General features: G+C 35.0%; 15 protein-coding genes and 1 other RNA gene. 8 read left to right on the top strand and 8 right to left on the bottom strand.

What is annotated here, in order from left to right; translation table 11 throughout:
• Window positions 1-35: 35 nt before the first annotated feature.
• The 3 genes from ssrS to DFQ05_RS02825 form a co-directional block, all read right to left on the bottom strand.
• Window positions 36-159: non-coding RNA, 6S RNA (gene ssrS / locus DFQ05_RS02835), on the bottom strand.
• Between the two features lie 62 nt (window positions 160-221).
• The gene (locus DFQ05_RS02830; protein ID WP_132703370.1) at window positions 222-509 is read right to left on the bottom strand and encodes a cell division protein ZapA; all 288 of its coding nucleotides are present in this window, start codon (window positions 507-509) and stop codon (window positions 222-224) included.
• Window positions 510-523: 14 nt separating this feature from the next.
• Entirely contained in the window at window positions 524-814 is a 291-nt protein-coding gene (locus DFQ05_RS02825; RefSeq protein ID WP_132703368.1) for a hypothetical protein, read from the bottom strand.
• A gap of 178 nt (window positions 815-992) precedes the next feature.
• On the opposite strand from DFQ05_RS02825, the gene DFQ05_RS02820 reads away from it, so the two are divergent.
• Together DFQ05_RS02820 and DFQ05_RS02815 are read left to right on the top strand one after the other, a co-directional pair.
• Window positions 993-2,681, top strand: coding sequence for a M23 family metallopeptidase (locus DFQ05_RS02820; protein ID WP_132703366.1), 1,689 nt, complete (start codon window positions 993-995; stop codon window positions 2,679-2,681).
• Window positions 2,682-2,693: 12 nt separating this feature from the next.
• Window positions 2,694-5,162, top strand: coding sequence for a TonB-dependent receptor (locus tag DFQ05_RS02815; protein WP_132703364.1), 2,469 nt, complete (start codon window positions 2,694-2,696; stop codon window positions 5,160-5,162).
• On the opposite strand, the gene DFQ05_RS02810 is transcribed toward DFQ05_RS02815, so the two are convergent.
• Window positions 5,159-6,304 carry a cysteine desulfurase family protein gene (locus DFQ05_RS02810; RefSeq protein WP_132703362.1) on the bottom strand — a complete coding sequence of 382 codons (1,146 nt, stop codon included), beginning with the start codon at window positions 6,302-6,304 and terminating at the stop codon, window positions 5,159-5,161. The genes DFQ05_RS02815 and DFQ05_RS02810 overlap by 4 nt on opposite strands.
• 86 nt (window positions 6,305-6,390) lie before the next feature.
• On the opposite strand from DFQ05_RS02810, the gene DFQ05_RS02805 reads away from it, so the two are divergent.
• Complete coding sequence (locus DFQ05_RS02805) at window positions 6,391-7,338, top strand: hypothetical protein (protein ID WP_132703360.1); 948 nt, start codon at window positions 6,391-6,393, stop codon at window positions 7,336-7,338.
• Here DFQ05_RS02805 and DFQ05_RS02800 read toward each other — a convergent pair.
• Together DFQ05_RS02800 and DFQ05_RS02795 are read right to left on the bottom strand one after the other, a co-directional pair.
• Window positions 7,335-7,889, bottom strand: a complete 555-nt coding sequence (locus DFQ05_RS02800) for a Smr/MutS family protein (RefSeq protein ID WP_132703358.1) — start codon at window positions 7,887-7,889, stop codon at window positions 7,335-7,337. The two genes, DFQ05_RS02805 and DFQ05_RS02800, sit on opposite strands and share 4 nt — an antisense overlap.
• Window positions 7,889-8,146 carry a hypothetical protein gene (locus DFQ05_RS02795; RefSeq protein ID WP_132703356.1) on the bottom strand — a complete coding sequence of 86 codons (258 nt, stop codon included), beginning with the start codon at window positions 8,144-8,146 and terminating at the stop codon, window positions 7,889-7,891. Before DFQ05_RS02795 ends, DFQ05_RS02800 begins: the two co-directional genes overlap by 1 nt.
• Before the next feature lie 58 nt (window positions 8,147-8,204).
• Between DFQ05_RS02795 and DFQ05_RS02790 the strand changes: the two genes are divergently transcribed.
• Both DFQ05_RS02790 and DFQ05_RS02785 read left to right on the top strand, forming a co-directional pair.
• Window positions 8,205-8,507, top strand: a complete 303-nt coding sequence (locus DFQ05_RS02790; RefSeq protein ID WP_241974197.1) for a DUF2752 domain-containing protein — start codon at window positions 8,205-8,207, stop codon at window positions 8,505-8,507.
• A gap of 11 nt (window positions 8,508-8,518) precedes the next feature.
• Window positions 8,519-8,857 carry a CCC motif membrane protein gene (locus tag DFQ05_RS02785; RefSeq protein WP_132703354.1) on the top strand — a complete coding sequence of 113 codons (339 nt, stop codon included), beginning with the start codon at window positions 8,519-8,521 and terminating at the stop codon, window positions 8,855-8,857.
• A 77-nt stretch (window positions 8,858-8,934) separates the two neighbouring features.
• On the opposite strand, the gene rocD is transcribed toward DFQ05_RS02785, so the two are convergent.
• A complete protein-coding gene (rocD, locus tag DFQ05_RS02780; protein WP_132703352.1) occupies window positions 8,935-10,215 on the bottom strand; it encodes an ornithine--oxo-acid transaminase in 1,281 nt (426 codons plus the stop codon).
• Window positions 10,216-10,419: 204 nt separating this feature from the next.
• Between rocD and rlmD the strand changes: the two genes are divergently transcribed.
• The 3 genes from rlmD to DFQ05_RS02765 are packed head-to-tail and all read left to right on the top strand — an operon-like array spanning window position 10,420 to window position 13,200.
• Window positions 10,420-11,874, top strand: a complete 1,455-nt coding sequence (gene rlmD, locus DFQ05_RS02775; protein ID WP_132703350.1) for a 23S rRNA (uracil(1939)-C(5))-methyltransferase RlmD — start codon at window positions 10,420-10,422, stop codon at window positions 11,872-11,874.
• Window positions 11,874-12,461 (top strand): DUF6452 family protein, encoded by a 588-nt coding sequence (locus tag DFQ05_RS02770; protein WP_132703348.1) that lies wholly within the window; start codon window positions 11,874-11,876, stop codon window positions 12,459-12,461. The genes rlmD and DFQ05_RS02770 overlap by 1 nt, the downstream gene beginning before the upstream one ends.
• Window positions 12,442-13,200: a DUF6048 family protein gene (locus DFQ05_RS02765; protein WP_132703346.1), complete on the top strand. Its 759-nt coding sequence runs from the start codon at window positions 12,442-12,444 to the stop codon at window positions 13,198-13,200. The genes DFQ05_RS02770 and DFQ05_RS02765 overlap by 20 nt, the downstream gene beginning before the upstream one ends.
• Here the strand turns inward: DFQ05_RS02765 and holA are convergent.
• Window positions 13,197-14,201 carry a DNA polymerase III subunit delta gene (gene holA / locus DFQ05_RS02760; RefSeq protein ID WP_132703344.1) on the bottom strand — a complete coding sequence of 335 codons (1,005 nt, stop codon included), beginning with the start codon at window positions 14,199-14,201 and terminating at the stop codon, window positions 13,197-13,199. The two genes, DFQ05_RS02765 and holA, sit on opposite strands and share 4 nt — an antisense overlap.
• Window positions 14,202-14,233: the final 32 nt, after the last annotated feature.

The following is a 14,233-nucleotide window of genomic DNA, read 5'->3' as shown; positions in this document are numbered from 1 at the left end:
AAAAAAAAAGCCTACATCAGTTCTCTGTTTTGTATAAACTCCTTAAAAACAAGTTTAGGGCTAACAAGCTGCTCAAAAATCTGCCCAGATTCAAATAAATGAAACAGCAGCACGGTTTTACAACTTCAACTCACCCTTTTTAAAGAATTAACGTTGAGTTTATCAAAAAAATATAACTAATGTAGGCAGTAACCTTTTATTTATTTTAAAGAACGTACGAGTTAAATATGCGTTTGCAAAAGTTCGTTTAGAGCTTCTAACTTTTCTTGAACTTCCTCATTTACATACTCTTTATCTATTGTTTTTTGTTCTACTTGAGCTGCAAATTGCAAGGCGCACATGGCCAATACATCTTGCTTGTCTCTTACAGAATAATTTTGCTCAAATTGTCCAATCATAGCCTCAATCTTCTTCGCTGCTTTGCGTAATCCTTCTTCTTGGCTAGGATTAATCGTTAGCGGATAGACTCTGTTAGCTATAGATATTTTTATTTTAAGCTGATTTGACATCCACTAATCTTTACTTACTCCGACAATTGTGCTATACAATGGTCTATATCTCGAATAAGTGCGTTTATTTTGAGCTTTGTTTCTCGTTTATTTTCGTCACTACCAAGCATTGCGTTTGCCGTTTTAAGAGTTTCATATCGCTCTGACCAATCACTAATTTCCTCTTGGTAACTTAGGATTTGTGTCTGACTTTGTTCTAGCTGTTTTAGCAGCCTTTCGTTAGTTTGCTTTAGCTCTTCTTGCTTTTGCAAAACCTTTGATATTCGGCGCTCTAGCGTATTAACAATGTCTTCAATTTTACTCATTTAAGCATTTCAATACTTATCTAACAAAGTTAACATTCGATTTTTAAAAACCCAATTCTTTTACAATTATTTTTAATAGAGGTAATAGCGTTAGCTTTAAATCGTTAAGAAAAATATTACCGATTTTGCGTTTGTAAATCATTTTCAAAATTATATTTTAGCTTCAATTGTTATTTAGATGAGAAAATTTCTTCTTCTTTTTTTATTGTCTTCAACTTTATATGCCCAATCTGAATATCCGCAGGACTATTTTAGAAACCCTTTGGACATTACCCTAGTTTTATCTGGTACATTTGCCGAATTGCGCTCTAATCATTTTCACTCTGGCCTTGATATTAAAACCCAAGGTAGAACTGGATTAAAGGTTTACACCGCTGCAATGGGTTATGTAAGCCGAATTAAAATTTCGCATTATGGATACGGAAAGGCATTATACATTACACATCCTAATGGTTATACAACAGTCTATGCGCATTTAAATAAGTTTTCGCCTAAAATTGAAGCCTTTATTAAAAAGCAGCAGTACAAAAAAGAGAGTTTTGAAATAGAACTATTCCCGAATAAATCTGATTTATTGGTAGATACTGATGAAGTAATTGGATTTTCTGGAAATACTGGCGGCTCTGGTGGTCCGCATTTGCATTTTGAAATTAGGGATAATGCCGAACGCCCAATTAATCCGTTACTATTTGGTATAGATATAAAAGACACAAACAAACCGTTTATCTCATCGGTTTATGCCTATCCTAAAACGAAAAATTCGTTTATTAATGGTAAAAACAAAAGAATTCCTTTGCGATTAATAAAAAAGAAAAATGGCGATTACGACGTCGAAAAAATAACAGCCTATGGAGATATTGGTTTCGGCGTAGTTAGCTACGATAAGCAAGACCTAGCGCCAAATAATAACGGTGTAAGCAATATTTCTGCTTTTTTTAATGGTAATCAGGTTTTTGAAATGGATTTTAAACGTTTCAGTTTTAGTGAAACGAAACATCTTAATCGTTTTATAGATTTTGAACTTTGGAAAACGAAAAAAACAAGAAGCCAAAAACTTTTTATTGAAGAAAACAATCCATTGAGCATGTTTAAAAACGCATCCGATAATGGGTTTGTAAGAATTGAAGATAGTACATCGTCTATCTACAGAGTAGAAATTAAAGATTTTAAAAAAAATACCACAACACTAAATATTCCCATAGCAGGAAAATATAAAGCGCCTTTAGAACCAGAGGAAGTTTTAGCACCTGCGAAATTCTTAGTTAAAAATGCGGAAACTACAGTACTTAAAGAACATAATGCTAGTGTTACGTTTTATCCAAACACAGTGTACGAAGATGTGTTAATCAACTTTGCGGTTAGTTCTGACACTTTAATCTTGCATAAAGATTTAATTCCGCTTCAGAAAAACTTTGTTATTAATTACGACATCAGTAATTATAAAGACGCAGACAAAGACAAACTTTTTATAGCTAGACTTTATGGTTACTACAAAACACCTACCTACGTAAGCACAAAACGAAAAGGAGATACCTTAACAGCTAGCAGCAAAACACTAGGTCTATACGCACTAACTACAGATAACGTTCCTCCAAAAATTACACCCGTAAACTTTTCGAATAAAAAGTGGTTAAGTAAGTATCGTTATCTAAAAGTAAAAATAGAAGATGACTTATCCGGCATCTCTAAATATAGAGCTACGGTAAATGGAAAATGGATTTTGATGGAGTATGATTACAAAACCAACACCCTAACACACGATTTTAATGATAATATCGTTACCGATACAGAAAACAATTTAAAAATCATTGTAACAGATAATGTTGGAAATAGTTCTACATTTGAAGCAACCTTTTACAGAAAATAAAACTATACATTGTTGAAACACTCAAAACCGCTATTATTTTTCGTTTTTTTCTTATTTACGCTAGCTGCTATTTCACAGACTGCCGTTGTTAGAGGTGTTATCTTAGACGAAAATAAACAACCTATAGAAAACGTAAATATAAAATCCAATACTGGCGAAGGAACAATCACAAACAAAAACGGTTTTTACGAAATTAGAATTCCTTCGGATAAAGACATTATTATTGTATTTACCCATGTAGCACACAAGCGTGTTGAACAAACATTTAATTTAAAGAATGGCAGCGAAATAGAGTATAATCCTGTTTTAAAAATAAATGTTGAGCAAATTGCAGAAGTGGTTATTAATAAAAATACAAGCCAAAGCAGAACTGGAGTTACAACGATTTCTCCAAAAGTTATAAGAACCATAAAGGGTGCTCAACCAGGCGTAGAAAATATCTTAAAAACACTTCCTGGTGTTAATGTTTCTAACGAGTTAAGTACGCAATATTCTGTTCGAGGTGGTAATTTTGATGAAAATTTAGTCTATGTAAACGAAATTGAGGTCTATCGTCCATTTTTAATTCGTTCTGGTAACCAAGAAGGGCTAAGTTTTGTAAACACGGATTTAGTATCTAATGTCGATTTTTCGGCAGGTGGATTTCAAGCTCGTTACGGCGATAAGCTGTCTTCGGTATTGGATATTACCTATAAAAAACCTTCAAAATTTGGAGTTAGTGCGGATTTAAGTCTTTTAGGCGGAAGTCTAGCTGTAGAGACAGCGTCAAAGAATGGTAAATTTTCAACCATTTCAGGGGTAAGATATCGCGACAATAGTTTAGTATTAAATAGTCTAGAAACAAATGGAAATGTAGAGCCTGTGTTCGCAGATGTACAAACGTATTTAACGTATAGATTTACAGATAAATTTCACCTTAATTTTCTTGGAAACATCTCGTTAAATCAATACAATTTCAGACCAGAAAATAGACAGACTAATTTTGGTACCGTAGATGAGCCTGTGGCGTTACTGGTGTTTTACGAAGGCCAAGAACAAACAGAATACCAGACCTATTTTGGCGCCTTTAAAGCCAACTATTTCCTAAACGACAAAACGACTCTAAAACTTATTGGCTCAGCTTACCATGCTACTGAGCAAGAGTATTTCGATATTTTGGCGCAGTATCGTCTAGGTGAGGTCAATACCAATATTGGAGATGAAGATTTAGGCGAGGTTGAATTTAGTGAAGGTATAGGCTCACAATTCACTCGCGCAAGAAATGATTTGGATGCACTAATTTTTAATTTAGAACATCGCGGTGATTACAACATCGATGACGATAGTAATTTAGAATGGTCAGTTAAATATACGCGTGAAGATATCCGTGACCGTTTGGTAGAGTCAGAGGTTATAGATTCTGCAGGTTTTTCTATTAGACCACCATCGGTGACTCAGACAAATTTTCAACCAGAAGTTCCTTTTGATGGTCCTTTAACAGCATTTCAGAATATTAGAGCATTTAACGAGGTGCAGATTAATAGGCTTCAAGCATTTTTACAATACAAAAAGAATGCAAAGATTGGCGAGCACGACGCTTACTATAATATTGGTGTTAGAGCACATAGTTGGGCAGTTAATGGAGAAGGTATTGAAAGTAACTCTCAAACCGTGTTTAGTCCTCGAGCACAATTCGCAATAAAACCAAACTGGGATAAGGATATGCTCTTTAGAGTTGCTGGTGGTCTCTATTATCAACCGCCTTTCTATAGAGAACTAAGAGATTCTTCAGGCGTCGTACAACCCAAAGTAAAGGCACAAAAGTCTTTTCATGTAGTAGTTGGTAACGAATACAGTTTTAAACTGTGGGATAGGCCATTTAAATTAGTGACAGAGGCCTACTATAAAGGTCTATCGGATGTTAATCCTTACACTTTAGAAAATGTAAGAATACGCTACAGAGCAAATAATGATGCAAAGGCATATGCTTATGGGTTAGATATGCGCTTAAATGGCGAATTTGTTCCTGGAACAGAATCTTGGTTTAGTTTTGGCTACCTAAAAACCGAAGAAAATATTAACGACCGTGGCTATATTTCGCGTCCTACAGACCAGCGTTTAAAATTTGGAATCTTATTTCAGGATTATGTACCTAATATGCCTGACCTAAAAATGTATCTCAACCTCGTTTACAATACAGGTTTACCTGGCGGTTCTCCAAGTTATGCAGACCCGTATGATTTTCAGTTTAGATTACGCGATTATAGGCGTGCCGATTTAGGAATCTTGTACGAAATTGTTAATCCAGAAAAAAGCTATAACGCAAAATGGAAGGCATCATTTACCAATTTATCGTTAGGCTTCGAAATCTATAACATGTTTAACAATCAAAACGCGATTACCAATACTTGGGTACGTGATGTTAATAGCCAACGTCAGTTTGCTATTCCTAATTTTTTAACGCCACGTGTTTTTAATGTAAGATTGTCAGCAAGACTTTAAGACTCTGCAAACTCACATAGCGTATCCACTACATAGTCAATCTCTTCTTTAGTATTATACTTACTAAACGAAAAACGTACAGATGGACGTTGCAATAAATCTTCTGGTAAAACTTGAGTTAATACATGGGATGCCATAGAACTTCCGCTTTGGCAAGCACTACCTTTGGAGCATGCAATACCTTTTAAATCTAATTGAAATTGAAGCATCAACGCTTTATCGGCAGGTAACGGTAAACACACATTAATCAACGTGTATGTACTTTTTTGAAAATCTGATGAATAGCCGTTAAAATGACATCCTGGTAATTTAGTATTAAGGCTATCTATAAAATACTGTTTTAACCCTTTAACATAATTACGCTCTTCTTCAAGATGTTTGTAGGCTATATTAAGCGCTTCGTCCATACCTACAATATTATGTAAAGACTCTGTGCCAGCACGGAAGCCTCGCTCCTGCTCGCCTCCAAAAATTAAAGGTTTAAGCCCAGATTCCTTTCTAATAAAACAAAATCCTACACCTTTTGGCCCATGAAATTTATGGGCACTTGCCGCTAGGAAATCGACTTGTATTTCCTGTAAATCTAAATGGTAATGACCTACGGATTGTACCGTGTCTGTATGAAATAATGCATTATTAGCTTTACACAAATCAGCAACACACTTAATATCTAGAATGTTGCCAATTTCATTATTAATGTGCATTAAACTAACTAGCTTTTTACCATCGGTTTGTAACAAGCTTTCAAGATGCGTGTAATCGACTGTTCCGTTTTCGTCAAGCTGAACAAAAGAAATAGTGATATTATATTCTTTTTGAAGTTGCTCAGCAGTATGTAAAACCGCATGATGCTCAATCTTGGATGTAATTATTTCAACTGCACCTAAATCCCTAACTGCACTTCTTAGCGCTAAATTATCTGCTTCTGTACCACCCGAAGTAAAAATTATTTCACTAGCAGTTACGTTTAAACGTGCTGCAATATTCTTACGACACTGCTCCATGATTGATTTTGCAGAACGGCCAAAGCTATGCGTGGATGACGCATTACCGTAATTCTCTTGCAACACTTCGGTCATTTTAGCAATAACTTCTGGTCGCAATTGCGTCGTAGCAGCACTATCGAGGTAGATGTTTTTCATGCCACAAAAATAAGGCATAAAATTATTTTATAGAAGCTCCGTTATAATATGATAAATGAATTATTTTTGTTGAAAACTCAGGAAATATGCGTAAATATTTTATAGCTCTAATAACTTTAATTTTTGTCACGGCTTGTGACGATGGAGATGTTATTACTATAGATTTAGAATTTGATCAGCAGCTTGATTTATGCGCCAATAATACTGATGTTTTTACAATCTTCGATTTAAGAGATGACCCGTCTGAATCGTTAGCATTAATAATTCCCAGAGGTACGGACGAGGTTGTACCTTTTTTTAATCCAACACCTGCAAATACTCCAGAAATTATAAACATAAATAATTCCTCCAATCTATTTTTATACAGAACCTACAATAGAGATTTAGCAAATACAGCAAGTAATCGGGAGTTATGTTCTGCCGTGATACCTTCGGATTTAATAATACAAGAAAGTTACGAAGCTTCTGGAGGCACAGCAGAAGTGACTGTTACTGTAGAAGATGATGACAATGATGGTATTCCTTCCGAGTTAGAAGGTCGTGGTGCGCCAGACGAGAATGGCAATTATCCAAATGCCGAAGATTTTGATTTAGACGGCATACCAAATTATCTAGATCAAGATGATGACGATGATAACGTCCCAACACGATTTGAAATAGACATGGATAGTTTTGATGAAAATAATCCAACTGCAATTTTCATAGATACAGATGGAGATGGCCAATTTGACCATTTAGATATTGATGATGATGAAGATGGCGTATTAACTATAAACGAAGACCAAGATCAAAATTTTAATCCTCGTGATGATTTGGCAAACGATGTTAATGAGGTGTTGACACCGCATTATCTAAATAGTATTGAAGACATGGATTATGGCTCTCCAGGTAAATTCCCAACAAACCAATATACACGGACAATTGTAGCGTCTATTATTATTAGAGATTTTGACTTAGAAATAATCAGCCAAGATTTCATCGATTTTGGAATACTAACAAATACAGTTACCGTGACTACAGAATTTGAAGATTAAGGTTCTACATTCTGAAAAATCTTAACCTCGGTAGCTCCCAATCCATATTCTCTATAATCCGCATCATAGAAGTCCACATTATTATAACGTCGTAAAACAGTGTGCAATTCTTGTTTTAAAACGCCTTCTCCTACACCATGAATAAATACCATTTTAGGCATACGCTGCCTAATGGCAAATTCTAACTGACCTCTTGCGGTATCTAGCTGAAGATTTAACATATCAAAATTTGTCATACCTTTTGTAGAATCTGTTAATTGATGAACATGCAAATCCACAACAAACGTAGGTCTGTGACGCTTTTTTGATTTAGCTTCAGAACTCTTCCGCTTTGGTTTGCCCTCTTTTTCTTTAGCTATTTCTTGAATTCTTTGATTTGAAAAAGACCCTAGATTAATTGATTCGTCTTTATTAAGTTTTATCAATTCATTCTTAGAAAATTGAAACTCAAAACCATCTTCACCTTCAACAAATACGGTATCACCATCAACTTTGGTAACAGTACCTATAATGGCATCGTCAATTGTTTCAACCTTATCACCTACCTTCATTAGTCTACTTTTTCATGATTTGTAATCTGTTCACTGAGCGAAGTCGAAGTGTCTTTTTCAGATTTTATAAAAGATTCCTCTTGCGTATTATCATATTTACTCGGTATGGTTCTTGCCACGCGATAGAGACCAAACATTAGTAATACAATTCCGCCGATAAGTACATACGGGTTTTGGTTTTCTTCAGCTTTTGCATAAATCGCAACGGCAGCACCTAAAATAATACAAATGGTATTTATTAATTTTGAAAGTGTCATAAAACAAAGATAAGGTTTAGTCGTAATTTAGATAGTTTATGAAAACATTTATATTTGAATGATGAAGTTGTTATTGCTACAATTAGAAGATTATATGTTACCATGCGTCAACAAGGCTGTTTTTGGCTTTGACTGTATGGGTTGTGGCATGCAGCGTGCAATTAGTTTAATGATTCGTGGTGAGTTTTTGGCTGCCTTTTATATGTATCCTGCCATCTATCCATTAATAGGATTATTTACTATTATAGGCATTAACATTTTTAAAAAAATAAAATATTACAATAAAATAATTACTATTTTGGCAATTATTACTACATCAACCATTGTAGTAAGCTTTACTATTAAAACCTTAATCAACTAAAAGAAAACAAAATGGAAAAAGAAAAATTAAATCCCGCCTTAGTTTATGTACTTGCAATTATTGGCTTATTATGCTGTTGTTTTGGTGGTCTAGGATTTATTTTAGCTGGTGCTGCTTTTTTTATTGCACATACACAATTAAATAAAGTTAAGGAAAATCCTGAAGCTTATGATTTGGATTCTGCTAAAGCTATGAACACAGCTAAAATTGTATCTTTAGTCATTTTGATTATAAATGTATTGTACCTACTTTGGTCTTTATATTCTATTCAACAGATGGGTGGTTGGGATGCTTATATGGAAACAGTTCAGAAAATGATGGAAGAAATGCAAAAAGCCCAAAACCAATAAATTCAATAATACAATCAAAAAAAAGCGATTTTCAACTATTTGAAAATCGCTTTTTTTATTTCATATTTTCTATCTTACTAAATCTCGAATTCTTTTAAAGTCTTAGTAATTATTGAAACACAATCGAGTAATTGCTCTCCAGTCATTACTAATGGTGGTGCAAAACGGATAATATTTCCATGTGTGGGTTTCGCCAGCAAACCATTATCTCTTAGTCTTAAACAAATGTTCCAAGCCGTATCACTATCTTCATCATCATTAATTACAATAGCATTGAGCAGTCCTCTTCCTCTAACCAAATTAACAATAGTACTGTCTTTAATATATTTGTTCATTTCGGCCCTAAAAAGTTTACCTAAATAGTCTGCATTTTCTGCCAATTTTTCATCTTTCACAACTTCCAACGCAGCTATAGCAACAGCAGCAGCAATAGGGTTTCCTCCAAACGTACTACCGTGATTTCCTGGTTGTATGACATTCATTATTTCGTTATTCGCCATTACTGCGGATACCGGATATAATCCACCACTTAAGGCTTTACCTAAAACTAAAACATCTGGTTTTACATCTGGCGTACCAGAACAATCTTTATTTGCGCAAGAGCAATCACCACAAGTTGCCAATAATCTTCCTGTACGGGCGATGCCTGTTTGTACTTCGTCGGCAATGAATAAGACATTATATTTCTCGCACAATGCTTTGGCTTCTCTTAAATAATTCTCACTTGGCACATACACACCAGCTTCGCCTTGTATTGGCTCAACCATAAAACCAGCGATATTTGGATTTGTACTTAATACATCTTCTAACTCTTTAAGATTGTCGTACTCGACCTTTATAAATCCATCTGTATAAGGTCCAAAGTTTTTACGAGCTACTGGGTCGTTAGAAAATGAAATAATAGTAGTCGTTCTACCGTGAAAATTATTTTTACAGACAACAATTTCGGCTTTATTTAAATCAATTCCTTTTACCTCATAGGCCCACTTTCTACATAACTTTAATGCAGTTTCTACAGCTTCCGCTCCAGAGTTCATAGGCAACATTTTATCAAACTTAAAATACTCCGTAGCATATTTTTCGTAACGCCCAAGCATGTCATTGTAAAATGCACGAGAAGTAAGCGTTAATCGCTGAGCTTGCTCAGTCATAGCATTAACAATCTTTGGATGACAGTGTCCTTGATTCAATGAGGAGTAGGCCGATAAAAAATCGTAATACTTTTTTCCTTCTACGTCCCACACATAAACGCCTTCGCCTTTAGATAATACTACGGGTAATGGATGATAATTTTGTGCTCCATACTTATTTTCTAGTGCCATCGCCTCTTGCGATGAAATGTGGTCTAAAACAGCCATTTTTAATTTGTTTTTAAATTAGTAAATAACCATTCCTTGTCTACCTTTATCCTTCCGAATCCCAGAAGTATCGGGACGAAAATTCAGCGTGGGAAAGAAATCATCCCTAGAAGCTGCAAATTAATGATAATATAGAAATTATAAAAGCAGAGTTTTAATTCAATTTCCTAAATAAAGATATCTTTGCACTCTAATTTTTTATAAATGCCAAGAAGAGAACGAAACAAGTTTGTAAAACGCGGACAAATCCTAGATTTGTTGATTGAAGATTATGCCTTTGGCGGTAAAGGTATTGGACGCATCCGCAACGAACATGGCGAATTTGTGGTTTTTGTGCCTAACACACTTCCTGGCCAATTGGTAAAAGCGCAGGTTAAAAAATCAAGTAAAACATATGCCGAGTGCAAGTTGCTCGAGGTTATAAAAGCGTCTGAAGATGAGGTGGACGTTCCTTACCAACAGATTCCTGGCGCACCATACATTAAGCTCCCTATAGAGAAACAACACGCCTATAAAAAGCAAAGTACGCTAGAGCTTTTTAAGCGTATAGGTAAAGTAAGCAATATAGAAGATAAGTTTGATGAGTTTGTTACTTCGCCAAATACCTTCCATTACCGTAATAAAATGGAATACGGTTTCTCTGCTATTGGTTATAACCACGAACTTAAAACTGATGTAAACGAGTTTACTTTAGGTTTTAAAAAACGTGGTACTTGGTGGTGTGGCGATAATCTTAATAACGACTCTGGTCTTTTTGACAAGCAGGTTGAAGATAATCTTAAACTCATTAGAGCGTATTGCCAAAATACTGGGTTAGCACCTTGGCATGCACCACGCAAAGAAGGATTTTTTAGATATTTAGTGGTCCGCAAGTCTTATAAGACAAATCGCTTATTATTCAATTTAGTGACCACGTCTTACGATTTACCAAAGTTTAATTTAGATGCTTTTGCTCAGTATTTAGTAGAACTTTTTGGAGACCGCGTTGCGGGATTATTACAAACTACGAATGACGAAATTGGAGACCGAACCATCGCTATAACAGGAAGCATTAATCTTGTTTATGGCGAAGATAAAATCGTTGAAGAGCTTCTGGGTTTAAATTTTGAGATTAGTATGAAAAGCTTTTTTCAAACCAATCCTAAGTCGGCCGAAAAGCTGTATTCTAAAGTAATAGATTATGCTCTGGACGATAAATCAGCCATTGATGACTCTGTGGTTATGGATTTATTCTGTGGAACAGGAACTATAGGGCAAATCTTAGCATCACGTAGTAATAATACAAAGATTGTTGGTGTAGATATTGTAGCTTCAGCCATCGAAGACGCCAAGGAAAATGCCAAACGTAACGGTATCGAAGGTTTAAAATTCTACGCCGCAGATGTTGGTAAATTCTTAAACGAACACCCAGAATATAATAATAAAATAAAGACTATAATTCTTGATCCTGCTCGTGCTGGCATTGCTCCAAAAACCCTTAAAAAAATAATAAACCTCAATGCAGACCGTTTGGTTTATGTATCTTGTAATCCTGCTACGCAAGCGAGAGATACGGAGCAATTAATGCAATCCGGTTATACTATAAAAAAGTTTAGTTTAGTAGACCAGTTTCCACATACAGCCCATATTGAGACTGTATTTTTATTTGAGAAAGCCTAATGAAAAAACAATCATATCTATTTCTTCTAATTACGTTAATCTTTTTTTCTTGCGAGCGCGATGACATCTGTGCAGAAGGCACTCCTACAACGCCGAGATTATTAATTGAATTCTTCGATGCTGTTGATACAGATGTACCAAAGACCGTAACACGACTTTCAGTTTATGCAGATGACCCTGATATAGTTGTACCAGACGACAATGATATTTCTGGGGCAATTTTAGTAGAACCATTCGGTCAAGAGCGCGTATTTAACCGAAACACCAATACTATTGGACTTCCATTTTTGATTGAATCAGAAAATCAACTTATTACTCAGCGCTATTTTTTTGAAAAGGACACAAATTTAAGATTAAATGACGATGATACAACGGACTCTAACATCGATATTATAGAAGTTACCTACGAAACTGAGTTTATATATATTTCAAGAGCATGTGGCTTTAAAAGTATATTTAAAAATGTGGTTGTGGAAATTATAGATGACGGTAACAATTGGATACAAGATATACAATATTTTGATGCCCTAGAACTACCAATAACTGTAGAAAACGAAGACGCTCCTCATGTACAGATATTTCATTAATAATTTAATTATTTTTTTGCTGTTTTCCTCAATAGCCATTGGGCAAACAGAAGACACTGAAACAGCTACGGACACTACAGCAATCCAGCAAAAATATGGTTTGCGTCTTGGTGCAGATATTTCAAAATTAGCCCGTAGTTTTTTTGATGACAATTATCAAGGTTTTGAAATTAATGGTGATTACCGTTTATCGCAGCGATTATACCTTGCTGGTGAGATTGGCAACGAAGAACGAACCTTATCTAACGACTTTTTAAATTCAACAGCAAAAGGAAGTTATTTTAAGGCTGGTGTAGATTATAATTTATACCGCAACTGGCTCGATATGGAGAACATGATATATTCTGGATTTAGAGTTGGCGTAAGTTCTTTTAGTCAGACACTTAACAGTTACACTATCTACGATGTTAATAATCAATATTTTGGAGAACAATTTACCGTAACTAACCCCGAAGAATTTAATGGATTATCTGCCATTTGGGGCGAAATTATTTTAGGTGTTAAGGCCGAAGTACTAAATAATCTTTTTATGGGCGTTAATCTTCAATTAAAGTTCTTGGTTTCGGAAACTAGTCCAGATAATTTTGAAAATCTCTATATCCCAGGTTTTAACCGTACTTACGACAGCGGTATCGTTGGCGCAGGCTTTGGATATAATATTTCGTACTTAATTCCTATTTATAAAAAGGCAAAGCCAATAAAAAAGGATGCATCTGATGAAGAAACTGAGGGTAACTAACCAAAAATCTTAACCAACAATTCCTTTAGCAAATCGCCCTGTGGTGTAGCATTAGCACCAACACCTTTTCCCTTAACATCGAACTCTCGCAGTAGTGCTACGATTTTACTTACATTTTTAATCGGAAAATTACGAGCGGCACTCGTATATTCATTTACAAAATATGGATTGATTTTTAATGCAGAAGCCACAGTTCGCGGCGACTTATCGTTTAATCCATGGTATTGTAACAATTGCGAGAAGAAATTAAATAGTAAGGACACTGTAACAACCATCGGGTTGTCTTTTGGATTGTCTCCAAAATACTTTACAATTCTAAACGCTTTTGTCATATTACGCTCGCCAATAGCTTTGCGCAATTCAAAATTATTGAAGTCTTTACTAATGCCTATGTTTTCTTCAATAGCTTCAGGTGTAATTTGAGAGCCTTGTGGTAATACGATTTTTAGTTTATTGAGTTCGTTTTCAATCTTAGATAAGTCCGTTCCTAAAAATTCCACCAGCATCTGAGCCGCTTTAGGCGTAATCTGATAACCTTGACCCGATAGAACACGACGAATCCAATCAGGTACTTGATTATCGTAAAGTTTTTTACTTTCAAAAACAACACCTGTTTTCTTTAGTGATTTGTATAAGCCTTTTCGCTTATCAATCTTCTTGTATTTATAGTTTAGCACTAAGACTGTTGTTGGCTGAGGATTATTGGCATAATCGACAAGTTTTTCTATAGAACGACTTAAATCTTGCGCTTCTTTAACGATAACTACTTGTCTTTCGGACATCATTGGATACCGTTTGGCATTGCTAACAATATCGTCTATTGCCACATCACGACCATAAAGCACCATTTGGTTAAAACCTTTTTCCGCTTCATCAAGAATATTGTTTTCTATGTATTCCGAAATCTTATCAATGTAATAAGGCTCCTCTCCCATTAAAAAATAGATAGGCTTAATATGACCTTGCTGAATGTCCGTGACTATTTGTTTTGCTTCTTCCAACTAATAAAAGTTTCAAATTTCAAAAACTTAAT

It is taken from the genome of Winogradskyella wandonensis, assembly GCF_004346845.1.
Classification (GTDB): Bacteria; Bacteroidota; Bacteroidia; order Flavobacteriales; family Flavobacteriaceae; genus Winogradskyella; species Winogradskyella wandonensis.
This window is presented reverse-complemented; position numbering and strand designations above follow the sequence as displayed.

Bases quoted from the DNA above. Each gene is read 5' to 3' on its own strand.
- DFQ05_RS02830 (WP_132703370.1), bottom strand. From the start codon at position 509: ATGTCAAATCAGCTTAAAATAAAAATATCTATAGCTAACAGAGTCTAT.
- DFQ05_RS02825 (WP_132703368.1), bottom strand. From the start codon at position 814: ATGAGTAAAATTGAAGACATTGTTAATACGCTAGAGCGCCGAATATCA.
- DFQ05_RS02820 (WP_132703366.1), top strand. From the start codon at position 993: ATGAGAAAATTTCTTCTTCTTTTTTTATTGTCTTCAACTTTATATGCC.
- DFQ05_RS02810 (WP_132703362.1), bottom strand. From the start codon at position 6,304: ATGAAAAACATCTACCTCGATAGTGCTGCTACGACGCAATTGCGACCA.
- DFQ05_RS02805 (WP_132703360.1), top strand. From the start codon at position 6,391: ATGCGTAAATATTTTATAGCTCTAATAACTTTAATTTTTGTCACGGCT.
- DFQ05_RS02800 (WP_132703358.1), bottom strand. From the start codon at position 7,889: ATGAAGGTAGGTGATAAGGTTGAAACAATTGACGATGCCATTATAGGT.
- DFQ05_RS02795 (WP_132703356.1), bottom strand. From the start codon at position 8,146: ATGACACTTTCAAAATTAATAAATACCATTTGTATTATTTTAGGTGCT.
- DFQ05_RS02790 (WP_241974197.1), top strand. From the start codon at position 8,205: ATGATGAAGTTGTTATTGCTACAATTAGAAGATTATATGTTACCATGC.
- DFQ05_RS02785 (WP_132703354.1), top strand. From the start codon at position 8,519: ATGGAAAAAGAAAAATTAAATCCCGCCTTAGTTTATGTACTTGCAATT.
- rocD (WP_132703352.1), bottom strand. From the start codon at position 10,215: ATGGCTGTTTTAGACCACATTTCATCGCAAGAGGCGATGGCACTAGAA.
- rlmD (WP_132703350.1), top strand. From the start codon at position 10,420: ATGCCAAGAAGAGAACGAAACAAGTTTGTAAAACGCGGACAAATCCTA.
- DFQ05_RS02770 (WP_132703348.1), top strand. From the start codon at position 11,874: ATGAAAAAACAATCATATCTATTTCTTCTAATTACGTTAATCTTTTTT.
- DFQ05_RS02765 (WP_132703346.1), top strand. From the start codon at position 12,442: ATGTACAGATATTTCATTAATAATTTAATTATTTTTTTGCTGTTTTCC.